General features: G+C 66.5%; 18 protein-coding genes. 11 read left to right on the top strand and 7 right to left on the bottom strand.

Translation table 11 applies throughout. The annotated features are described in order from the left end of the window. The first annotated feature begins 77 nt into the window (after window positions 1-77). The 4 genes from JMF82_RS08375 to JMF82_RS08360 all read left to right on the top strand — a co-directional run bounded on the left by JMF82_RS08375 (window position 78) and on the right by JMF82_RS08360 (window position 3,424). Window positions 78-1,211: a porin gene (locus tag JMF82_RS08375; RefSeq protein WP_201314072.1), complete on the top strand. Its 1,134-nt coding sequence runs from the start codon at window positions 78-80 to the stop codon at window positions 1,209-1,211. Between the two features lie 108 nt (window positions 1,212-1,319). Further along, window positions 1,320-1,592 (top strand): hypothetical protein, encoded by a 273-nt coding sequence (locus JMF82_RS08370; RefSeq protein ID WP_201314071.1) that lies wholly within the window; start codon window positions 1,320-1,322, stop codon window positions 1,590-1,592. Next, a complete protein-coding gene (locus tag JMF82_RS08365; RefSeq protein WP_201314070.1) occupies window positions 1,589-1,846 on the top strand; it encodes a hypothetical protein in 258 nt (85 codons plus the stop codon). Before JMF82_RS08370 ends, JMF82_RS08365 begins: the two co-directional genes overlap by 4 nt. A gap of 15 nt (window positions 1,847-1,861) precedes the next feature. After that, a complete protein-coding gene (locus JMF82_RS08360; RefSeq protein ID WP_201314069.1) occupies window positions 1,862-3,424 on the top strand; it encodes a PepSY-associated TM helix domain-containing protein in 1,563 nt (520 codons plus the stop codon). Between the two features lie 19 nt (window positions 3,425-3,443). Here JMF82_RS08360 and JMF82_RS08355 read toward each other — a convergent pair whose 3' ends face one another. Together JMF82_RS08355 and JMF82_RS08350 are read right to left on the bottom strand one after the other, a co-directional pair. Then, window positions 3,444-3,761, bottom strand: coding sequence for an antitoxin Xre/MbcA/ParS toxin-binding domain-containing protein (locus JMF82_RS08355; RefSeq protein ID WP_236585363.1), 318 nt, complete (start codon window positions 3,759-3,761; stop codon window positions 3,444-3,446). Between the two features lie 249 nt (window positions 3,762-4,010). Further along, on the bottom strand, window positions 4,011-5,444 hold the full coding sequence (locus tag JMF82_RS08350) for a PLP-dependent aminotransferase family protein (protein WP_201314068.1): 1,434 nt from the start codon (window positions 5,442-5,444) through the stop codon (window positions 4,011-4,013). Between the two features lie 103 nt (window positions 5,445-5,547). Between JMF82_RS08350 and JMF82_RS08345 the strand changes: the two genes are divergently transcribed. After that, window positions 5,548-5,985, top strand: a complete 438-nt coding sequence (locus JMF82_RS08345; RefSeq protein WP_201314067.1) for a carboxymuconolactone decarboxylase family protein — start codon at window positions 5,548-5,550, stop codon at window positions 5,983-5,985. Between the two features lie 10 nt (window positions 5,986-5,995). Next, window positions 5,996-6,460, top strand: coding sequence for a cupin domain-containing protein (locus tag JMF82_RS08340; protein WP_201314066.1), 465 nt, complete (start codon window positions 5,996-5,998; stop codon window positions 6,458-6,460). 150 nt (window positions 6,461-6,610) lie between these two features. On the opposite strand, the gene JMF82_RS08335 is transcribed toward JMF82_RS08340, so the two are convergent. Beyond that, entirely contained in the window at window positions 6,611-9,040 is a 2,430-nt protein-coding gene (locus JMF82_RS08335; protein WP_201314115.1) for a TonB-dependent receptor, read from the bottom strand. A gap of 133 nt (window positions 9,041-9,173) precedes the next feature. Beyond that, window positions 9,174-11,198, bottom strand: a complete 2,025-nt coding sequence (locus tag JMF82_RS08330) for a tetratricopeptide repeat-containing sulfotransferase family protein (protein ID WP_201314114.1) — start codon at window positions 11,196-11,198, stop codon at window positions 9,174-9,176. A 403-nt stretch (window positions 11,199-11,601) separates the two neighbouring features. On the opposite strand from JMF82_RS08330, the gene JMF82_RS08325 reads away from it, so the two are divergent. From JMF82_RS08325 to JMF82_RS08310, 4 genes are read left to right on the top strand one after another with little or no spacing between them, the layout of a single operon-like run. After that, entirely contained in the window at window positions 11,602-12,672 is a 1,071-nt protein-coding gene (locus tag JMF82_RS08325) for an aromatic ring-hydroxylating dioxygenase subunit alpha (protein ID WP_201314065.1), read from the top strand. Then, a complete protein-coding gene (locus JMF82_RS08320) occupies window positions 12,669-13,967 on the top strand; it encodes an amidohydrolase family protein (RefSeq protein WP_201314064.1) in 1,299 nt (432 codons plus the stop codon). The genes JMF82_RS08325 and JMF82_RS08320 overlap by 4 nt, the downstream gene beginning before the upstream one ends. Window positions 13,968-13,983: 16 nt before the next feature. Then, window positions 13,984-15,297, top strand: a complete 1,314-nt coding sequence (locus JMF82_RS08315; protein WP_201314063.1) for an amino acid permease — start codon at window positions 13,984-13,986, stop codon at window positions 15,295-15,297. Between the two features lie 5 nt (window positions 15,298-15,302). Further along, window positions 15,303-17,384, top strand: a complete 2,082-nt coding sequence (locus JMF82_RS08310; protein WP_201314062.1) for an FAD-dependent oxidoreductase — start codon at window positions 15,303-15,305, stop codon at window positions 17,382-17,384. Here the strand turns inward: JMF82_RS08310 and JMF82_RS08305 are convergent, their stop codons facing one another. Continuing rightward, a complete protein-coding gene (locus JMF82_RS08305) occupies window positions 17,385-18,254 on the bottom strand; it encodes a LysR substrate-binding domain-containing protein (protein ID WP_201314061.1) in 870 nt (289 codons plus the stop codon). It abuts the gene before it with no gap. A 193-nt stretch (window positions 18,255-18,447) separates the two neighbouring features. Between JMF82_RS08305 and JMF82_RS08300 the strand changes: the two genes are divergently transcribed. Further along, on the top strand, window positions 18,448-19,392 hold the full coding sequence (locus JMF82_RS08300; RefSeq protein ID WP_201314060.1) for an alpha/beta hydrolase: 945 nt from the start codon (window positions 18,448-18,450) through the stop codon (window positions 19,390-19,392). A 34-nt stretch (window positions 19,393-19,426) separates the two neighbouring features. Here the strand turns inward: JMF82_RS08300 and JMF82_RS08295 are convergent, their stop codons facing one another. Both JMF82_RS08295 and zipA read right to left on the bottom strand, forming a co-directional pair. After that, entirely contained in the window at window positions 19,427-20,998 is a 1,572-nt protein-coding gene (locus JMF82_RS08295) for a phospholipase D family protein (RefSeq protein ID WP_201314059.1), read from the bottom strand. Between the two features lie 380 nt (window positions 20,999-21,378). Further along, window positions 21,379-21,785 (bottom strand): cell division protein ZipA (gene zipA / locus JMF82_RS08290; RefSeq protein WP_236585362.1); only part of this gene is annotated, 407 nt, incomplete at its 5' end.

The following is a 21,785-nucleotide window of genomic DNA, read 5'->3' as shown; positions in this document are numbered from 1 at the left end:
CGCTGTCCGCGTGCACCAGCCAGCCCGCGAAGCCAGCCGCAGGCACGTCGCCGGAAACGTCCGACCACGGCCCTGGCGTGGCGGCCACCGATGCGCTGCGCCGCCTTTCGCTGTACCGGCCCCTGGAGGGCGGTATCGAGACGCCGCTCATCCATAGCCAGATCCACGGCTACCTGATGGTCGACGCCGCCGCGTATTCCAACAGTGGGCTGGGCCACACCGATGTCAACGTGCGCCGCGCGGACATCAACTTCCAGCGGCAGCTCTGGCGCGACTGGTTGTTCTACGCGGATGCGCAGCTGGTCGACTGGCACCTGGAATTCAAGGACGTGTACCTGCGCAAGCGGACGCAACGCTTCGGCGTCGTCACCCTCGGCAACCAGCAGGAACCGTTCGGGCTGGAGCAGTACGGCAGCTTCCGGAACACCACGTTCCTCGAACGTTCCACCAGCAGCGCCATCGCCCCCAGCCGCAGCGTCGGTGCCACCTCCAGCGATTTCCATGGTCCATGGATCTGGAGCTATGGCTTCTTCACGGCGGGCACCAAGGACGAGGGACGCCAGCAGCGCGGCCTGGCGATCACCGGGCGACTCGCCTACGCACTGCATGCCGGCACAGGCCTCTACCACCTGGCCGTCGATTTTTCGGACCGCCGGTTCGGGCCCAGCAACGAGCAACGCTTCAACTCCGCGCCGGAGGTGGCCCTGTCTTCGGGCTCCTATTTCCTGGACACCCACGGCATCGAAGGCTCGGACCGCGTGCGGCGCTACGGCCTGGAGGCGGCCCAGGTGAGCGGCCCGTTCTCATGGCAGGCCGAATACATGTCGGCCCACCTGCAGCGCAACAGCGGGCTGCCGTCGTTGAACTTCAGCGGCTGGTACGCCTACGTCAGCTGGATGCTCACCGGCGAAAGCCGCGACTATCGCGAGAGCAACGCCACCTTCGGCCAGGTCGCTCCACGCGTCGCCTGGAACGGACATGGCGGCGGCGCCCTGGAGGTGGCTGCCCGCCTCAGCCAGACCGATCTGAACGACCACGACGTGTTCGGCGGCAAGGAAACCAACCTCACGCTGGGCATCAACTGGTACCTGGATAAATCCGTGCGTCTCTCCGCCAACGTCGTCCGTGCGCTCAGGCTGGACAAGCCGGGCGCCAGCTACGACGGCAAGCACCCCACGGCCGTGGTGGGCCGTTTGCAGTACCAGTTCTAGGCGCGGGCGCCGGTTTTACCGCAGGCCGGTTGACACGCGCAATCATAGAAATGAGAATTGTTCTCAACAATTCCAGGGCGTCCTGCGCCCGACAAGGATGCCTTCCGCGTGACTGTTCTGTGTGCGCTGCTGCTGACGTTGGCGGGCGCGGCGTTGGTTTACCTGGCAAGCGCCCGGCAGCGCCTGCGCGCCATGCCGCTGCCCGGGCCGGCCCGCGCCATCGGCTGGCTATCGATGCTGGCCGGTCTGGTGGTGTGGCTGTTCGCTTACGGCGTGGGAGCCGGCACCGCCAGCGCGCTCACGGCAATCATGCTGGCCTGGGTGCTGCTGCCTTATGTCGCCTGGTGGCGTGCGGCGAGCAACGGCGCGGAAAAGCCATGATCGCGCGCTGCCTTGCCGGCACCCTGCTGGGCTTTCCACTGGCCGCCGCGGTGTTGGCCCTGGTGCTGCAACTGCTGCCGAACCACGGTGCCGCGTTCGTCATTCCCGCGCTCATCCTGTTTTTTCCGCTGTGGACCGGCCTCATGGCGGCTGCCTACCTGTTCCGCAGCGGAGCGCGCGCCTGGCTGGTGCTCGGCGCCGCCAACGCGCTGGTGTTCGTTGCCTTGTCGGCCGCGCGCCTCGCGGGCTCCTGACACGAGGATGTCGAGATGAAAGCCTCCACCCTGCGCACCTACCAGACCGTCCACACCTGGACGGGACTGCTGGCCGGCTTCGCGCTCTTCATCGCGTTCTATGCGGGTGCGCTCACGGTGTTCCACGACGACATCGCCGCCTGGCAAAACCCGCCGTGGCGCAGCGCCACCGACGCGGATGCATCGATCGACGCGATGATCGGGCAACTGCTGCGGAAGCACCCCGCCGCGCGCGACGATTTCGGCATCGTGCTGCCCACCGACAGCTCGCACGCTGCGTACGCCTACTGGGTGGACAAGGGCGAGACCCGCTTCGCCACCGCCAGCCAGATGGACGCGCCCACCGGCGAAGCCGCCTGGAACGAACTGGCCGACTTCGTCTATGCCCTGCACGATTCACTGGGCCTGCCGGTGGTCGGCCTTTACCTGATGGGCGTCGTGAGCGTGCTCTACGGGCTCGCGCTGGTGTCGGGCATCCTGATCCACCTGCCGCAGCTGGCCGGCGACCTCTTCGCCATGCGGGTGGGCCGCAACCTCAAGCGTCTCTGGCAGGATGCCCACAACGCGATCGGCGTGCTGAGCCTGCCGTTCCATGTGATCTTCGCGGTAACCGGCGCGCTGTTCTGCCTGTTCACCATCACCCTGGCCGCACTCAACACCATCGCCTTCGATGGCAAGCTGTTCGACGCTTTCGCCAAGGCCACCGAGACCACGCCGGTGGTGGTTGCCAGCGGCACGCCGGCGACCATGCTGTCGATCGACACGCTCATCGCGCGCGCACGCGCCCAGGCCTTGGCCAGCGGCGTCACCAGCTTCGAGCCCGACTACCTGCACTTCGTGCATTACGGCGACCGCAACGCGGTGGCCGAGGTGCGCGGGCTTTCGCAGCACACGCTCGGCACCTACGGCACCGTGGGCATGTCGGCGCACGATGGCAGCGTGATGGCCACGCATGTGGGCAAGCGCTACACCCTCAACGGCATCAGCTACGCCGCCCTGTTCGGCCTGCACTTCGGCAGCTTCGGCGGACGTACCGTGCAATGGCTGTACTTCATCCTGGGACTGGCCGGCGCCTTCCTGTTCTATTCGGGCAACCTGCTGTGGATCGAGTCGCGTCGCAAGCGGCGTCATCTGGACCAGCCGCGGCGCACGCAGGTCATGGCGCGCGCCACCATCGGCGTGTGCATCGGCAGTTGCCTGGCCATCTCCGGCGCGTTCGCCGCCACGTGGATCGCGGTGCGGCTGGGCGTGGACGCCGGACTGCCGCAACGCCTCGCCTGCTACGGCCTGTTCCTCGCCGCCTGCGCCTACGCCTGCGTACGCCCGATCGCGCGCGCCACCGTAGAACTACTATGGGCCACCTCGGCCCTCACCATCGCCGTGGCCGTGGTCGACCTCGCGGCCAACGCCGCCGACATGACCCGCGCGTGGACACCGCTGGGCTGGGGCGTGCTCGGGGTGGATCTCACCGGCATCGCGCTCGGCCTGGTGTTTGCCGGCTTTGCGCGCGCGGCCGCACGACGCGCTCGACGCGGCGATGCCAACAGCGTGTGGTCGCTTCAGGCGGCGCGGGGCTGAGCCCGCGCCATCGCAAGGCTCAATAAGCCATCCTGACCGAATTGAGTCGCGCCGCCACGGGGGCGTCTCCCATCAACGCGATCTCGTCCCAGACGGCGTCGTCCTCGCCGTCGGAAATCAGTTCGTAAGCGGTGCGGCCGCCGAACGCGCTCTGGTGGCGGCACATCCAGCGCACCGCGCGCTGGCGGTCACCCAGGCTCTGCACCAGCATGGCGGCCAGCGTGCCATGACGTTGCTCCAGCGAGACGAAGGCCCGCTCCATCACGTCATCCCGCAAGGCGTTGATCTGGGCAAGCTCGGTGCCGACGTCCTGAAACCTGATGGTCATCTTGCGCATACGTTTGCTCCCTTTTCCCCCACGCCGTCAGCTCACGTCGTCTTCTGTCGCCTCCCTTCAAGCGGAGGCAGGCAAGTTCTGCATGCGCCCTCCTGGACGGTCGATCACTGGTCAGGCAGGAACCGCCGTGCAGCAACGGCGAATCCTTCGGCCCGATCATGCGCAAGCAAATGGCGAATTTGCGTGAATTCCCGAGAGCTGTCGGCTAGGCCATTCGGAGGACGCCGACGGGAGAAAAATGCGCAGGCGTCACGCTTGTTTCCCCAGCAGCGCACGCAGCGCGGAAAGGGACGACCCGATGTCTTCCACCGGCATGTCGCCATAGCCGAACAGCAATCCCTGCCGGGCGCGACGTCCCGCATAGAAACCGGCGATCCCGTACAGGCCGATGGAAGCGCCGCGTGCCTTGGCGATGACGGCATCTTCCCTGAGGCCACGGCGAAGAAACGCCGCCAGATGGATGCCCGCCACCGGAGCGATCGGCTCCAGCCAAGGCGACAAAGGCCCGCGCAGGTGTTGCAGCAGCACCTCCCGGCGCTGCGCGTAATGTTTCTGCACGCGCCTGAGGTGGCGACCGAATTCGCCGTCCAGCATGTACCGGCCCAGCGCAGCCTGGGTGAGACTGCAGCCATGCCAGTCGTTGATCTGCTTGGCCTTGAGGAAATCCTCCGCGAGCGAAGCCGGCGGCACCACATAGCCCACGCGCAGCTCCGGGAACAACGTCTTGGAAAACGTGCCGACGTAGGCCACCACGCCGTCGCGGTCCAGGCTCTTGAGCGACTCCACCGGCCGGCCCTCGAAGCGGAACTCGCCGTCGTAATCGTCCTCCACGATCAACGCGCCCCGCTTCCTTGCCCAGGCCAGCAACGTCAGTCGACGCTCCAGGCTCATCGGCATGCCCAGCGGGAACTGGTGCGATGGCGTCACATAGACCCAGCGCGCCTGCCCGGGAAGGAGGTCCACGCGCAAGCCTTCTTCGTCCACGGGCACCGGTACCACGCGCGCGCCCTGCGCCAGCAGGCTTGAACGGACCGGCGGATAACCCGGCTCCTCGACCGCGACCGTGTCGCCCGGGCTGACCATCACGCGCGCGGCAAGGTCGATGGCCTGCTGCGCGCCCTGCGTGGCGATCACGTCCTGCCAGTTGCAGGTCACGCCGCGGCTGAAGCCGACATAGCGGGCGATCGCCAGGCGCAGTTCCTGCTCGCCCGCGGGGTCGCGGTAGATGCCCCGGCCGCGCGCCTGCATGCGCAGCGCGTGCCCCACGCATTTGCGCCATGGCGCGGGCTGGAACAAGGCTTTGTCGGTGACGCCGCCCAGGTAGTCGTAAGGCAGCCGTTCCCCGGGCTTGGGCATCGCCAGGGCTTCGGGCACGCGCCGCCAGATGCGCGCCGGTCGCAAAGCGATCGCCCCTCGCACGGATTTCCGCGCCGGTGCGCTGGCCAGTCCGTCGGCGACGAAGGTGCCATCGCCCGTACGGCCATCGAGGAAACCCTCGGCCACCAGGCGTTCGTAGACCTCGAGCGTGGTCTTGCGCGATACGCCCAGCTGCAGCGCGAGATCGCGCGTGGACGGCAGGCGCGATCCCGGCGGCAGCCTTCCGTCGACGACGGCTGCGCGCAGCTGCTGGTAGATCTGCCCCGAAAGATCGCGGCGTCCGGCTATGGTCAATTGGATGTCCATCCAATGGCTACCTCAAATCTCTAAAAAATGGACATTCAAGCAGGCCAATGGGAAGTCTAACCTGATCCCGCTTTCCCAACACACCTCACTTGGAGATCACCTCATGAGCCAGCGTCTCGACTTCTACAAGTCCAGCCCCGAAGCCATCAAGGCCATGGTGGGCCTGGAACAGCGCATCGGCAAAAGCGGCCTGGAAAAATCCCTGGTCGAACTGGTGCGCCTGCGCGCCTCTCAGATCAATGGCTGCGCCTACTGCGTGGACACCCACTCGGCCGATGCGCGCAAGGCCGGAGAGAACGAGCGCCGCCTGGCCACGCTCAGCGTGTGGCGCGAAACACCGTTCTTCACGGACCGCGAGCGCGCCGCGCTGGAGTGGACGGAGTCACTCACCCTCATTGCCGGCAACCACGTGCCCGACAGCGTGTGGGAAGCCGTGCAACCGCATTTCTCGCCGGAGGACCTGACCGATCTGACCCTGCTGATCGTGGCGATCAACGGTTGGAACCGGTTCGCGATCGCCTTCCGCAAGCTTCCCGCGTGAGGGCATCGCCATGAACACCAACGCTTCGCGCCTCGCCGCCCTGCTGCTGGCCTGCGTCGCCAGCCTCGGCTTCGCCCATGCCGCACTCGCGCACGAGGGCGGCGAGGAATCGGTGCAGCCGCTGATGAAGCAGGCCCTGGGCGATGCGCCCGGCAAGAACGTCATGATCGCCACGGTCACCCTCGCGCCCGGCCAGGGCGCGGCGCCGCATCTGCATCCGGGATCGATCTTTGCCTATGTGCTCGAAGGCAGCGTGGTGTCGCAGCTGGAAGGCGAACCGCCACGGACCTACCGGCAAGGCGAAACCTGGTACGAGGCGCCGCGGGTGCATCACCTGGTCACCCGCAATGCGAGCACGACGCAACCCGCGCGACTGATCGTCTGGGCGATCGTGGGCGAGAAGGAACCGATCAAGTTGCCCTTGCCCGGGGCACCAGCACCGGGCGCATCGCTGCCGAAGCCGGTGACGCCTTGAACCCGCGCCGGGGAACATGCGTCCTCGGAACCGGCGCCCGGCATGAAAAAAGCCCCGGCCGTGCCGGGGCTGCTCTGCCGCAGTGCATCGTGCCGGCATGGGGGCGGCACGCCCTCGTTCCGGCCAGGCCGGAACGAGGGCCGCAGGGCATCAGAAGTCCTGCGTGAAACGAACGCCGATGGTCCGCGGCGGCGTCATCACCGTGTACACCTGCCCGTTGGGATAGGCCGGCACCACGTTGTGCGCGGCGCAAACCTGCTCTGCACATTCGGCAAAGCGGTAGAGCTGCCCGCGCTTGTCGAAGACGTTGTTGACGTAGAAGTCCAGCGCGAGGCCATGCCTCTTCACGCCCGCCGAGAAGTCCACGGTCGTGTACGAAGGCATGTCGCCCAGGAGGTTCCGCTCCACCAGTCGCAGATCGGACTTGCGATCGCCCACGTAAACCACCGCACCCTGCACGAACGCCTCCATGTCGCTGATGTCCCACGCATACCGCGCGGTGAGGTTGCCCTTGAAGCGCGGCGTCAGTGGCAGCTGCGTGCCCTTGGGCGCCTGCGGCCCATCGACGACATCGCCGGTTAGCGGATTGACCGTGCCCGCGGGGCAGTTGGTGATCGGCGTGCCGCTCGTGTCGGTGAAGCCGCAATAGTTTTCCGTCAGCTTGGAGTGGTACAGGGCAAAGCCCGCGCCGATCTGCAGGTTGTAGGTGGCCGCCCAGTTGAGATCGGTCTCCAGGCCGTCGATCTGCGCCTGGCCGGCGTTCTTGATCTCGGTGAGGCCATTGGCGCCAAGGATGCTGAACTGGAAGTCCTTCCATTTCTCGCGGAACACGGCGCCGTTGAACGACAGCCGGTTGCCGAACCACGTGGTCTTCCAGCCGAACTCGTAGTTGGTCAGGTAGTCCGACTTGTACGGCGGCAGGCTGCCGCGACGGTTGATGCCGCCGGGGCGATAACCTTCCGACCAGGTGCCGTAGATCATCTTCGTGGGCGTGATCTGCCAGGTCAGGTTGGCCTTGCCGAGCGAGCCGGATTCCTTGGTGTCCTTGGCGAAATCCATGCACGGTGCGCCGTAGTAAGGCTCGGCATTGATACAGCCCGCCTCGCCATAGGTGGAGCTCGGCGAGTAGCCCTTGCTGAAGCCGTAGAAGCCTCCCAGGCTGTTGTCGCTGCGGAAATAGCGTCCGCCGATGGTGCCGGTCAGCGTCTCGGGGATGAAGTCGTACGACAGCTCGCCGAACACCGCCTTGTCCATGTCGATGCGCCGCTGCTCGGTCAGCCACAGCGTATTGGGCCAGCCGGTCACGGACAGCACGTCGGCCAGCCCGTTGATCATGTAGCGCTGCTCGATGTCGTGCAGTTGCTTCTCCCAGAACAGGCCACCGACCACGCGCAGGCGATCCTCCTTCGGCGAGGCGATGCGCAGCTCGTGGCTGTTCATCGTGTAGCGGTCCTTGCCCTGGATGTACTGCGACGGATTGATCAGGTGGCCGCTGTTGTCGTAGATGTACGCGCCATAGCCCGCCAGCGTGTCGTACCAGAACGAGTAATCGCTGTAGTCGCTGTCCTCTTCCTGGTTGCGCTTGAGATGGCTGTACGCATAGGTCAGGTCGAAGTTGCCGATCTTGCCCTGCACCGTGAGCGCCGCCTGGATCCAGCGGTCGTTGGTGTATTCGGGATAGAAATGCGTGAGCGAGAGCGAGCCCACCTGCGGATCGGAGAACGGCGTGCCGTGCGCGATGGTCTGCTGGCCCATCAGCGTGGGGCTGATCGACCAGTCGTCGTTGAGGTTGACCTTCAGCGCCGCGCGCGCACCGCTGGTATCGACATCGTTGTAGTTGTTCTTGGCCGCGCCGGTGCAGACCAGGTCCGGCGTCGACGGGCAGCCTTTCGCGTTGCTGACCGTGATGCCCGACGTTGGATACGTTCGCGAACCCACCACGTTGTCGATGTAGCCGGCGTCGTGTTCGTGCCAACCGACCAGGCGAATGGCCGCGTTGCTGGACATGGGAATGTTGATCATGCCCTCGGCGGTGTAGCCGACACCGCCATGGTCGACCGAATCGACGCCCAGGCTGTAATTGGCGGCAAACCCGCCGGGGTCCGGCTTGTTGGTGATGATGCGCAGCGCGCCCGACTCCGCGCTGGCGCCGTACAGCGTGCCCTGCGGGCCGGCCAACGCCTCGACGCGCGCGATATCGTACATATGGATATCGAGCGGGCCCTGGATCGTGGTGACCGGCTCTTCATCCAGGTACACGCCCACGCTGGGCTGCGAGCCGGAGTGGTTGACGTTGGCGCCGCTGGCGACGCCGCGCATGAAGATCGATGCGAAACCCGGCCCGAACGTCTGGTAGGACACGCTGGGCAGGTACTTCACGTAGTCGTCGAAATTCTTGACGTGGAGTTCTTCCAGCTTGTCCTGGCCCAGCACGTCGATGCTGACCGGGACCTTCTGCAGGTTTTCCTCGCGCTTCTGCGCGGTGACGGTGACCGCCCCGAGCGTCGTGGCCTTTTTGGTGGATGGCGGGCTGGCGGCCTGCCCTTGATCGGTGTCCTGCGCAAACACCGGCTGTGCCATCGCCAGGCAAATCGCCGCGGCCAATGGCACTCTGACGAGCTTCAATCGCTCCCTACGCTTGGGCCATGTTGGCCTGCCCTTCTGCATCGACTACCCCTCCCCGTGGTGTGACGACGAAACAAGGCGTCTTTCGCTAGCACGCCTCCCCGATGGACGCGTCGGGATAACTCCCGAGCACCGTCCCCAAAGCCTGTTCCAGCGGCGCCAGCCATGGCGCGTAGTGCTGCCAGTGATCCACCCCCTCCCGGTAGATCGGCCGGCGCACCTGTTCGGAACTCGCCGTGCGTACCGGCCTCGCGTTCTCGAAGAAGCGCAGGCACGACGATTCGAATGGCAGTCCGCAATAGTCGAGCAGGCGGCGCACTTCGCCTTCGGTGTCTTCCACCATGCGCTCGTAGATCACGCGATGGATGCGCCCGGGCAGCACGGCGTCGAAATGCGCCATCAAGGCCACGTAATCGCGGTAGTAGCGTCCCAGGTCGTCGAGGCTGTAGCTGAAACTCTGCCCGCGCGCGAAGTGCTGCTTGAAGGCGGAAAAGCAGCACGCCAGCGGATGGCGGCGCGCATCGATGATCCTGGCGTTCGGCAGCATCAGCTGGATGAGGCCGATGTGCATGAAGTTGTTCGGCATCTTGTCGATGAACAACGGTGCCGACGTCTTGCGATGGATGCGCGTGTGTGCGAGATACCGCTCGCCGAGCTCGCGCAGCGCATCGCCGCCGAGCGAGGCGAGCACGTCGTGGTACGGCATGGCGCTGGCCGCGTCGCCCTGTTCGCGCAGCAGGCGCGTGATCGAGGTGATCTCCGGCAGCTCCATCGTTCCTTCCACCTGGCTGTGGCTGGAAAGGATCTGCTCGATGAGCGTCGAACCGGCGCGGGGCAGGCCGACGATGAAGATGGGATCGCCCGCCTGGCAGCCCCTGCCCTGGCGATCGGCGAAGAACTCGCGTGTATAGCGTTTGCGAATGTGCTCCACGCGAGCGGACGTCTCCTCCGCGCTGTAATGCAGCTGGCCGCGGCGAATCGCATTGCCGTGCGCGTAATGCGCGAACGAAGACGCGTAGTCGCTCGCGTCTTCCAGCGCCTTGCCCACGGCAAATTCCAGGTGCAGGCGATCTTCCTCGGCGAGATCGCCGCGGGCGAGCTGCCCTCGCATGGCAGCCAAATCGTCCGCGCTGAAGCGAAAAGTCTTGAGGTTGGCCAGGCTCCACCACACTTCGCCAAACGATGGCTCCAGCGCCAGGCTGCGCCGGTAGGCCGCGATGGCCTGCTCCTGTTGGCCGGCGGTCTTCAGCGCATGGCCGTAGCTCATCCAGACCTTGGGGTTGCCCGGATACTTCTCGAGCAGGTCGGCGTAGAGCTCGATGGCGGGCTCCACATCGCCGATGCGGCACAGCACCACCGCCTTGAGGTTGCGGTACCCCGGATGCTCCGGCGCGACGGCGAGCAGGCGCTCGATTTCGCCCAGCGCCTGCTCCGGCTGGTTGCTGCGATGCAAGGCCAGCGCGTAGTTCTGTCGTGCCGCATGGAAGCCCGGCGCCAGTTCCAGGCAGCGCGCCAGCAGGTTCAGCGCGTCTTCGTTGCGTCCGAGCCGCAAGGCGACTTCGGCGAACATGCGGATCGCGGCGACGTCCGTGGGTGCTTCGCGCAGGTGCTCGCGCAGAAGCGCCTCGGCCTGCGGCACCTGGTTTTCCGCCAGCGCCGTGGCGGCCGCGAGCAGGCGTGGATCGCGAATGGAATGACGAACATGCTGCGCATACGCGACGTCCGCAGCCTCATGGTCGCCCACGGCCAGCAGATGGTCGCCCAGCAGGCGCCACGCCTGCGGTAGGCCCGGCTTCAAGGCGACCGCCTTGCGCAAGGCGACAATCGCTTCCTGGCCGCGCCCACGCAGGCCAAGCACGGCGCCGAGGTCGAAATGTACCTGCGCCCAGGAGGGTTGCGCGCGCGCGAGCGGGCCGAGGATGGCCAGCGCGGCATCCGCCTCGCCCCGCATGGCTCGCGCGACGGCGAGCAGGCGCAACGCGGCGGGATGGCCCGGCACCGCCTTGAGTATCTCCGTCGCCTGCTCGGCGGCGAGCAAAGGCTCGCGCTCGAGCAGCCGTTCGGCGTGGGCCAACGCCTGTTCCAGCGTGCCTGCACTGTCGGTAGAGGGCATCGCAGTGTTCATGGTCGCTCCATGGCCGGGGCATGTCCCCGACCAACGCCTGCATGAAGACTAACCAAAGCGCGGCGCGGATAGTTGCGCCGTGGCGCAAACGTCGACGTCATCGCGGACGCACCGCGACAGCGCCGTCGCGTTCAGGCGAGCCGGGCGCCCCTTCATTCGGCCGCAAGCTTTCTGGGAGCTTGCGCATCGCCGCCGACGGAGCCATGGTCATGGACGCACCGCCGGAAACGCCCGACCGTCGAAGGGTTCGCCCTGCCCCCTTGCGCGCGGCTCGGTTGCCAAGGCAATACTGCGCAACAGGCACGACGCAAGCGGTAGGCGAAAGCGGGGCATGGCATCTCCGTCAGGCAAACCTTCGTCAAGCCAGACTATCCCGGAACCGGAGCCACGCATGCAAGCCGATACGACGATCCTGGAGCTCGAGCGCGCCCGTGCGCTCTCGCCGCGTTACTACTTCGGGGACGACATGCTTGCGATGGAGCTTCGCGCGGTATTCGCGCGAAGCTGGCAGCTGGTCGCGCACCAGGGGCTGCTGGCCGAACCCGGCGACCACGTGGTCGAGCAGGTCGGTGGCGTGCCGGTGCTGCTGGTCCGCGGCCAGGATCACGTGCTCCGTGCATTCCCGAACGTATGCCGCCATCGCGCCGGCCCGCTTGCGCTCTGCAACGGCAAGGGCATCCGCTCGCTGCACTGCAAATACCACGGCTGGACCTACACGCTGGAAGGCCAGCTGCGCAGCGCGCCCGAAATGCAGAGCGCCGCCGATTTCCGCGTCGAGGACATCCGCCTGCCGCCGCTGCGCGTGCACGAATGGCAAGGCCTGGTGTTCGTCGCGCTGGACAAGGACGTGCCACCGTTCGAGGAGGTCTACGGCGGCATCGTGGAGCGCATCGCGCCCATCGACCTCTCCGCCATGCGCTACCTGCGCCGGGACAGCTACGACATCGACTGCAACTGGAAGGTCTACATCGACAACTTCCTGGAGGGCTATCACCTGCCCCACGTGCACCCGGGGCTGTCCAAGGTGCTCGACTATCGCGCGTACGACACGGAGCTGTTCCCGTGGTACTCGCTGCAGTCCTCGCCGCTGCGCAACAGCTCGGACATCTATGGCGACGGCCAGGCGTTCTACTACTTCGTCTATCCGAACGTGATGCTCAACATCATGCCGGGTCGCATGCAGACCAATCGCATCCTTCCGCTCGGCCCGGGGCGTTGCCGGGTGGAGTTCGACTATTACTACGCGCAGGACGAGGCAGCGCAGGCACGCATTCTCGCCGACCAGTCCTTCAGTGACGAAGTGCAGCACGAGGACATCGAGATCTGCGTGGCGGTGCAGAAGGGGCTCGCCTCAGGCCATTACCAGCCCGGCCGCCTCTGCCCCCGGCGCGAAAGTGGCGTCTGGCATTTCCACAACCTGCTGCGCAGCGCGTATGCCGGCGACACGGGAGCGTCCGCATGAGCCTGAAGCTTTGCGGCCTGTGCTGTGCCGTCGCCGCCCTGGCGTCGCTGCCGGCGCAGGCGACGGACGCCGGGCGCACCGTGGTGCATGTCGGCCACCTGCTCGATGTCGACAGCGGCGCGATGCTCGCCGACCAGGCCGTCACCGTCGAGCACGGCCATGTGGCCAGCGTGAAACCCTGGTCGTCGGCTGTCGCGGCGAACGCGACGGTGGTCGATTGGACCGCCTACACCGTCGTGCCCGGCCTGATGGACATGCACACGCACATCGCCGACGAACCCGAGAGCGCCGACCCGGGCGCGGCGTTGAAGAGCACGCCCGCGCGCGATGCCTTCATCGGCGCCAGGAACGCCCGCGACACCCTGCGCGCGGGATTCACCACGGTGCGCGACGTCGGCGTCTATCGCGGCTTTGCCGATATCGCGCTACGCGACGCCATCCATGCCGGCTACGTGCCGGGCCCCCGCATGTTCGTCGCGGGTGCGTATATCACCATCCCCGGCGGCGGCGGCGAGATCACCGGGCTTCCCGCGGGAACCGTGGTGCCCGAGGAATTCCGCCGCGGCGTGTCCAAGGGGCCCGACGACGTGCGCAAGCATGTGGATTCCATCCTCGACCACGGCGCCGACCTGATCAAGGTGATCGCCACCGGCGCCGTGCTCACCGATGGCACCGAGCCCGGCCAGTCCGAATACACCGAGGAAGAAATCCACGCCGCCGTGACCGAGGCGGCCAAGCGCGGCAAGTTCGTCGCCGCGCACGCGCATGGCGCCGAGGGCATCAAGCGCGCGGTACGTGCAGGCGTGCGGTCCATCGAACATGGATCACTGATCGACGACGAAGGCATCGCGCTGATGAAGCAGCACGGCACCTGGCTGGTGGCCGACATCTACAACGGCGACTACATCGACAGCGTCGGGCGCAGCGAAGGCTGGTCGGCGGAGAAGATCCGCAAGAACGTCGAGACCACCGAGGCGCAGCGCGAAGGCTTCCGCAAGGCCGTCAAGGCGGGCGTGCACATCGCGTTCGGCACCGACGCGGGCGTCTATCCCCATGGCGACAATGCACGGCAGTTCGCCTACATGGTGCGCTATGGCATGACACCGCTGCAGGCCATACGCGCTGCCACCATCGATTCCGCACGCCTGCTGGGCAAGGAAAAGGAACTCGGATCGATCGCGCCAGCCAAGGCCGCCGACATGGTCGCCGTGGCATGTGACCCGCTGAAGGACGTGGAATGCCTGCGCCAGGTGCGGGGCGTGATGAAAGCCGGCGAAACGATTTCCATCGACTGAGCGGGACAGCCCAAGCATGAGCCAAGGCAACAAGATCGGTTTCTGGACCTGTACCGCGCTGGTCGTGGGCAACGTCATCGGGCTGGGCATCTTCATCCTGCCTGCCTCGCTGGCGCCCTACGGCTTCAATGCCATGATCGGCTGGCTCGTCACGCTCGCCGGCTGCCTGGCCCTGGCGCGCGTGTTCGCCCACCTGTCGCATGCCCTGCCCGATGCCGACGGCCCATACGGCTATGTCCGCCACACGCTGGGCGACCTGCCGGCCTACATGGCCCTGTGGGCCTACTGGGTTTCGATCTGGCTCACCAACGCGGCGCTCGCCACCGGCGCCGTCGGTTACCTCACCGTGGTCGTGCCCGAACTGGGGCGGATCCAGCCCACGCTGTTCGCGCTCGGACTGCTATGGTCGTTCATCGCCGTCAACCTGCTGGGCGTGCGCATGGGCGGCGGCGTGCAGGTCGTCACCAGCGCGCTCAAGCTGGTTCCCATGGCCGGCATTGCGTTGCTGGGCGCCTGGGTGTTGTTCACCGCGCCCGCCTCCTACGTGGCGCACCCGCCGACCACGCCGCTGACGCTGGGCAACGTGACGGCGGCGTCCACCATTGCGTTGTTCGCCATGCTCGGCATCGAATCGGCCAGCATTCCCGCGTCCCGCGTGATCAACCCCGGGCGCACGATCCCGCGTGCGACCATGACCGGCACGCTGCTGGCCGCGGTGGTCTACATCATCGTCTCGGCCGTGCCGATGCTGCTCATCCCGCAGGCGGAACTGGCCAATGCAAACGCGCCGTTCGCCTTGCTGATGGAACGCCACCTCGGTGCCGGCGTCGGCCGCTGGCTCGCCCTGTTCGTGGTGGTGAGCGGGCTCGGCTGCCTCAACGGCTGGACGCTCCTGATGGGCGAAATCACGCGGACCATGGCCAACAACGGCGTGTTGCCGGCCATGCTCGGCCGCGAGAATCGCCGGGGTGCGCCCGCCATCGCGTTGCTCGTCACCGGCGCGCTGGCATCGGCGATGGTGTGGATGAGTTACAGCAAATCGCTGGTCGCGGCGTTCACCTTCATCACGCGCGTGGTGACCGCGGCCAACCTGCCACTGTACCTGTGCTGCTCGCTGGCGCTGCTGGTGCTGTGGCGGCGCGGCGGCGCGCCGGAAGCTGGCCGTGAAGCGGCGCTCTTCGGGTTCGCCGGTGTCTGCTACGTGGTCTTTGCCTTCATCGGCAGCGGGCACGAGCCGTTCCTGCTTGCCCTCGGCCTGATCGCGGTAGGCCTGCCGCTGTATGCCCTCATGCGCCTGCGGCGCCCGGCGGCGGCTCCGCTCAAGGTATGACGACCATGCGCGATCCCCGCTACGACATCCTGTTCAGCCCGGTGCGGATCGGCCCGGTCACCACCAAGAATCGGTTCTTCCAGGTGCCGCACTGCAACGGCATGGGTCACGCCATGCCGCTCGCACACGCCGCGATGCGAGAGATGAAGGCCGAAGGCGGCTGGGCCGTGGTGTCCACCGAAGAGTGCGAAATCCATCCCAGCAGCGATCTCACGCCCTACGTGGAGGCGCGCCTGTGGGACGACCGTGACATCCCCGCCCTCGCGCTGATGTGCGACAAGGTGCATGCGCATGGCGCCCTGGCGGCGGTGGAGTTGTCGCACAACGGCCCGACCGCATCGAACCTCTATTCGCGCGAGGTATTGATCGGCCCGTCGCACCAGCCGTCCAAATACGGCTACCCATCGCAGGCGCGCGCGATGACCCTCAAGGACATCCGCGAGTATCGGCGCTGGCATCGCGACGCCGCGTTGCGCGCGAAACGTGCCGGCATGGACATCATCTACGTCTACGCCGCGCACGACTTGTCGCTGCCCATGCACTTCCTGCAGCGCAGGCGCAATCATCGCGGCGACGCCTACGGCGGTTCGCTGGAGAACCGCGTGCGCCTCTTGCGCGAAGTGCTGCAGGACACGCGCGAGGCCGTCGGCGACCGCTGCGCGGTCGCTCTGCGCTTCGCCACCGAAGAACTGCTTGGGCCCGAAGGCATCGAACTGTCCGAGGCGCAGGACATCGTCGGGCTGATCGCCGAGCTGCCCGACCTGTGGGACGTGAATGTCGCCGCCTGGTACAACGATTCGGTGCCGTCGCGCTTCGCCGCCGAAGGCGCGCAGGAGCCATTCGTCTCCTTCGTCAAGAAAGTCACCACCAAGCCGGTGGTCGGCGTGGGCCGTTTCACCTCGCCCGACACGATGGTGTCGCAGATCCGCCGTGGCGTGATCGACCTGATCGGTGCCGCGCGGCCATCGATCGCCGATCCGTTTCTTCCACGCAAGATCGAAGAGGGCCGCATCGACGATATCCGCGAATGCATCGGCTGCAATATCTGCGTATCCGGCGACATGACCATCTCGCCGATCCGCTGCACGCAGAACCCGACCATGGGCGAGGAGTGGCGCAAGGGCTGGCATCCCGAGCGCCTGCCGCCCAGGCGCGAGGCCAGCCGCGTGCTCGTGGTGGGCGGTGGTCCCGCGGGGCTGGAAGCGGCGCGCGCGCTGGGGCAGCGTGGCTATGAAGTCAGCGTGGCGGAAGCACGCCGCGAACTGGGTGGACGCGTCACCCGCGAGGCACGCCTGCCCGGCCTGGCCGAATGGGCGCGCGTGCGCGACTGGCGCGCTGGCCAGATCGGCAAGTTGCCGAACGTATCGGTCTATCTCGACTCCCCACTCTCCGCCCAGGACGTGCTGGACTTCGGCGCCGAACACGTCGTGCTCGCCACGGGCTGTCATTGGCGCCGCGACGGTTTCGGACGCAGCAACGGGCTGGGCGTCGAAGGACTCGCCGACCACCCGGCCGTGTTCACGCTGGATGACCTGATGGACGGCCGCATGCCCGCCGGGCGCGTGGCCGTCTTCGACGACGACGGCTTTTACTACGCAAGCGTTGCGGCCGACCTGTTGCACCAGCAAGGCTGCACGGTCACCTACGTGACGCCCGAAGACAGCGTGGCGCCGTGGAGCGTGAACACGCTCGATTATCGCCATATCCGCAAACGCATGGCCAAGCAAGGCATCGAGGTACGGGTTTCACACACCATCGTGCGGTTCGATGGCACGACCCTGATGCTGGAAAACACCTGGGATGGGTCGCGCAGCGAACAACCCTGCGACGCCATCGTCATGGTCACCTCGCGCCTTCCGGACGACGCGCTCTACCAGGCACTGCTGGATCGCGAGACCGAATGGAACCCTGCGGGCATCCGTTCGCTGCGTTGCATCGGCGACGCGGAAGCACCCGGCCTGATCGCCCATGCGGTATACGCCGGCCATCGCTATGCGCGCGAATTGGACGAACCTGTTTCCGATGACGTGCCTTTCAAGCGCCACTTCCATGGCGACGATGCGGGCAGCCTGCAGCGGGGCGGGTAACTAGCGCGCCAGGCTCATCAGCCACTGGTGGAATGCAACCGCCGGGGCGGAACCCGGCGAGCGTGAGCGCACCAGGTAATACGCACCAGGAGAGGCTGCTTCCCTCGTTCCCACGCGTACCAGGGCGCCGGAGGCCAAGGCGTCCGCGACCAATACGCTTCGACCCAGGGCAACGCCCTGCCCTTGCTCCGCCGCCTGCAGCAACAACGCGGAATCGCTGAACACGGCGCCCGCGCGCGAACCTTCCAGGCTCCCGCCCGATTGTTCGCACCACTGCTCCCAACTCTGGAAATCGTCGCGCAGCAAGGTCAATCCGTACAGTCCGGCTTTGCCGCGTTTCCGTGCACGCGCGATGTAACGGGGCGAAGCGACCGGGAAAACCCGTTCCTCCAGGAACCGCTCGCCCTGCGCATCGAGCCAATCGCCATGACCGTAGCGTATGGCGAAGTCGGCCTGTTCGGCATTGAGATCCAGGACCCGCGTGGTGGCGTGCAGGCGAAAATCGATATCGGGATGCCGGCCCAGGAAGGCGCCGAGGCGCGGCATCAGCCAGCGACTGACCAGCGACGGCGGAGCCGTCACCGAGAGACGCAGCGAATCCTTGCAGCGCAACGACTCGCTCACGGACGACAGCTTCAGCAGCACGTCCTGCACCACGTCGAGCAACCGCTCACCCGCCGGCGTCAGCGACACATCGTGGCGATTCCGCTGGAACACTCTTGCTCCGAAGAACGATTCGAGCGCGCGTATCTGGTGGCTCACCGCGCTGGCGGTGAGATGCAGTTCATGGGCGGCCGGCGCGAAGCCCCGCAACCTGCTCACGGCCTCGAATGTCCGCAAGGTATGCATGGGCGGCAACACGTAGCGCATCGTTCAAACCTGGATGAATGAGATTCATGCCGGCGTGAGAAACGATCGCTTCACTCGCCGGGTGCGCTCGCGAATACTTCCGAAGGGAAATATCGCACCGCCTGGTGGGCACGATCTTCTTTCATTCCGTCGTTACGGAAAAGGGGACGCTTCACCCGCCCCGGCGATGCCCTGCCACATGACGGGAGCATCCATGAAATCCGCCTTGACCCTGATCGCCTTGCTGTTGCTCGCCTTCATCACCTCCCCCGCGCATTCCGGCGGCTTGCGCGAAGGCTGGCAGGAGGTGGATGGCCTGCATCTGTTCTACCGCGAAGGAGGCGACCCCGCCGACCCGACGCTGGTATTCCTGCACGGCAATCCGTTGTCGTCGCTCATGTATGCGAAGGTGATGGAGGACCTCGTGGCGAAGCGGCACCTCCACGTCATTGCCGTCGACTATCCTTCGTTCGGCTACTCCGATACGCCGGATCACGATGCCTATCGCTACACGTTCGATCATCTCGCCGATACCGTGTCCGCCTTCCTGGCGGCCCGCGGCGTCACGCGCTATGGCCTGTACATGCAGGACTATGGCGTACCGGTGGGATTTCGCCTGATCGCCCGGCAGCCCGCCGCGATCACCTCGATCATCGTGCAGAACGGCGTCATCCATCTGGATGGATTTCCTTCCGCGCAGGATCCACAAGGCGAACTCCGGCGCCATTGGAATGCGCGGAATGCGGCAGTGGACGCGCGGCGCGCCGCCTACGCGCGCTCGCTTGGCTATCCCCAAGCAGGCCACTGGGAGGATGAAGACCGCATCGGTCCCGACGCGATGCTGCAGATGATCGCCGCGGAGCAGCGCCCCGGCGTCATCGACGCGCGCAACGACCTGTGGTTCGACTACGGCTCCAACGTGAAACGCTACCCGCAATGGCAGGTCCTGCTGCGCGGCCTGCACGTGCCGGTGCTGGTGCTATGGGGCAGGCAGGACCAGTTCTTCACCACACCGGGGGCGGAAGCCTATCGACGCGATGCGCCGCAGGCGGAGGTGCATATCCTCGACTCGACCCATTTCGCCACGCTCGATCATCCAGAGGAAGTCGCGCGGTTGGTGGGTGAATTCCTGGACCGTCACCCCGTCGCGGAGCGATGAGCACACCGACGGGAAGTGTTGCCCGGCTGGCAACCTAGAGCAGCCCCTCGATCGGCAGCAGCCCGCCGACATTCACCTTGAAGCGGCGCCACCAGCTGGTTTCCGGCGAGTGATCGTAACGGATCACCTCGCCGCCCGATGACTTGCCCTCCCAGTAAACGCCGCCGTTTGCGTCGAGCAATACGTGGTAGCTGTGCTCAGGCCTGGTGGCGTCGGCGAAGATCGACAGCAAGGCCTTGGCCAGGGCCGGCGAGTGGACGATCACGCCGTCCTCGGTGTTGATGTCGATCGAGCGCGGGTCCAGGTTCATCGAGCCCACGAAGGCATGTTGCGCATCCACCACGAAGGCCTTGGCGTGCAGGCTGTTGGCGCCGCTGGACGAACCGAAGAAGTGGCTGCCACCGCCGCTCCTGCGCGCATCGGGCTTGAGCTCGTACAGCTTCACGCCCGCCTTCAGCAGCGGCGGACGATAGGACGCATAGGCGACATAGACGTTGCCCGCATCGGTGGAGGCCAGCGAGTTGGTGAGCACTTCGACGGTCACGCCACGCTCGCGCATGCCCTGCAGATAGGCCACGCCTTTCTTGCCCGGCACGAAGTACGGCGAGATCAGGGTCAGGCGATCCTTGGCTTCATCCAGCCATTCGCGGATGGCCGGCGCCATGTGCAGATCCGGGTTGTTGGCCGTCGGGTCGCCCTTTTCCGGATCATCCGCCAAATAGGTGGCCTGACCCCATGCCCATTCCTTGGCGGGGGTTTCGCGCGCGAGATCGCCGACCCGCGCCACCAGGTTCTGCGCATAGCTGCCCTGGCTGAACGTGCGCGCATGCGCGGCCATCGACTTGCGCAGATCCTCCAGTTCTTCCGGGCCGGGGACGTGGTGATGGAAGGCCGCGACGGGAAAGGACTGCGGGCTGTTCCAGTAGCGATCGAACGCCTGCCCGACCTCGGCCACCACCGGGCCCACGACCAGCACGTCCAGGTCGCGGAAGTTCACGTTGTCGTTGGCGTCGAAATACTCGTCGCCGATATTGCGCCCGCCCACGATCGCCATCGCACCGTCGGCGATATACGCCTTGTTGTGCATGCGGCGATTGAGCCGCGAGAAATCCCCGGCGAACTGCTTGCCCATGCCCCACAGCGAGGAGTTGCGTTCGAGGAACGGATTGAACAGCCGGATCTCGATGTTGCGATGCCCGTCGAGCACCCGCAGCACCTTGTCGTTGCCGGCCACGTGCAGGTCGTCCAGCAGCAGCCGCACGCGCACGCCGCGGTCGGCCGCCGCCAGCAGGCGCTGCGCCAGCAGCTCGCCGGTCGCATCGCTGTGGAACATGTAGTACTGGATGTCGAGCGAATGCTTGGCGCGGTCGGCCAGCGCGATGCGCGCAAGCAGCGCATCGCCGGAGTCGCTGATCAGCCGCACGCCCGAATCGGTGCCGTGCTCCGCGGTCATGCGGGCCGCATACGCCACCAGCGGCGCATCGGCCTGCACCGGCAATACCGTGCTGGGGGTGCGTGGATAATCGGGGCGAAGGTCCGAATGGGTGCAGGCGGCCAGCGCCACGAGTCCCAACCAGGCAAGGTGACGCAGCGATGTCCAGGCCATGCTCCCCTCCTTGGACATCACTCTAACCTGCGGAGGCGCGTATTGGGTGTCCCGCGGGGAACACCGTGAGCCGCACCTTTCTGTGGGAGCGCACCCTGTGCGCGACTGTCGGCCGAGTGCAGACCGCACGGCACGACGTGACAGGCTCGTCGCGCACTGGGTGCGCTCCCACGGAAGGGCGCGGATCCTTGTCGCCCGAAGCTGCATCCTTGCCTGAGGCCCCCGGCGTTGCCTCAAGATGGGATCGCGCACTGGGTGCGCTCCTACAAAGAGCAAGATGCCATGTGGGAGCGCACCCAGTGCGCGATGGGTCTACCCGATTCCGCCCCGCAGCTTGTCACGCACGGCGTGCGCCCACACGAAGGCCGGCCACGCGCGGCTTACCGCCCGAAGGTGATTTCCTTGCCTTCGTGGTCGCGGTCCCAGCCGCGCAGCTCGTCGCGGATATGGGCGATGCGCTGGCGGCCCAGCGCATTGCGCTCTTCGTCCAGCACCTGGCCATCCAGCAGTTCGGCCAGTCGCTGGGCAGTGGGGAGCATGGTGTCCCACGCGTCCAGCGCCGGAATCGGCGCCGGCAGGGTCATGAAGAAGCTCAGTCCCGGGGTGCGCAGCGCATCCAGGCGGGTGAGGTCGAAATTGCCGGGCTTGAGCATGTTGGCCACGCTGAAGATCGGGCCCTGCTCGCGCTTGCCGTCCACCAGGCGGTGGTAGATGCCCATGTCGCCGAATTCCAGGCCGGCCTTCTCGGCCGCGACGATCAGGTCCGCGCCATGGAACACATTCCCTT

It is taken from the genome of Dyella sp. EPa41 (genome assembly GCF_016586165.1).
Classification (GTDB): domain Bacteria; phylum Pseudomonadota; class Gammaproteobacteria; order Xanthomonadales; family Rhodanobacteraceae; genus Dyella.
The sequence above is the reverse complement of the archived record's forward strand: the minus strand, read 5'-3'. Positions and strand labels throughout refer to the sequence as shown.

Excerpts from the sequence above, each read along its gene's own strand:
- JMF82_RS08325 (WP_201314065.1), top strand. The coding sequence starts at position 11,602 with ATGCAAGCCGATACGACGATCCTGGAGCTCGAGCGCGCCCGTGCGCTC.
- JMF82_RS08340 (WP_201314066.1), top strand. The coding sequence starts at position 5,996 with ATGAACACCAACGCTTCGCGCCTCGCCGCCCTGCTGCTGGCCTGCGTC.
- JMF82_RS08350 (WP_201314068.1), bottom strand. The coding sequence starts at position 5,444 with ATGGACATCCAATTGACCATAGCCGGACGCCGCGATCTTTCGGGGCAG.
- JMF82_RS08305 (WP_201314061.1), bottom strand. The coding sequence starts at position 18,254 with ATGCGCTACGTGTTGCCGCCCATGCATACCTTGCGGACATTCGAGGCC.
- JMF82_RS08320 (WP_201314064.1), top strand. The coding sequence starts at position 12,669 with ATGAGCCTGAAGCTTTGCGGCCTGTGCTGTGCCGTCGCCGCCCTGGCG.
- JMF82_RS08310 (WP_201314062.1), top strand. The coding sequence starts at position 15,303 with ATGCGCGATCCCCGCTACGACATCCTGTTCAGCCCGGTGCGGATCGGC.
- JMF82_RS08345 (WP_201314067.1), top strand. The coding sequence starts at position 5,548 with ATGAGCCAGCGTCTCGACTTCTACAAGTCCAGCCCCGAAGCCATCAAG.
- JMF82_RS08330 (WP_201314114.1), bottom strand. The coding sequence starts at position 11,198 with ATGCCCTCTACCGACAGTGCAGGCACGCTGGAACAGGCGTTGGCCCAC.
- JMF82_RS08365 (WP_201314070.1), top strand. The coding sequence starts at position 1,589 with ATGATCGCGCGCTGCCTTGCCGGCACCCTGCTGGGCTTTCCACTGGCC.
- JMF82_RS08360 (WP_201314069.1), top strand. The coding sequence starts at position 1,862 with ATGAAAGCCTCCACCCTGCGCACCTACCAGACCGTCCACACCTGGACG.
- JMF82_RS08335 (WP_201314115.1), bottom strand. The coding sequence starts at position 9,040 with ATGGCACAGCCGGTGTTTGCGCAGGACACCGATCAAGGGCAGGCCGCC.
- JMF82_RS08300 (WP_201314060.1), top strand. The coding sequence starts at position 18,448 with ATGAAATCCGCCTTGACCCTGATCGCCTTGCTGTTGCTCGCCTTCATC.
- JMF82_RS08315 (WP_201314063.1), top strand. The coding sequence starts at position 13,984 with ATGAGCCAAGGCAACAAGATCGGTTTCTGGACCTGTACCGCGCTGGTC.
- JMF82_RS08295 (WP_201314059.1), bottom strand. The coding sequence starts at position 20,998 with ATGGCCTGGACATCGCTGCGTCACCTTGCCTGGTTGGGACTCGTGGCG.
- JMF82_RS08355 (WP_236585363.1), bottom strand. The coding sequence starts at position 3,761 with ATGCGCAAGATGACCATCAGGTTTCAGGACGTCGGCACCGAGCTTGCC.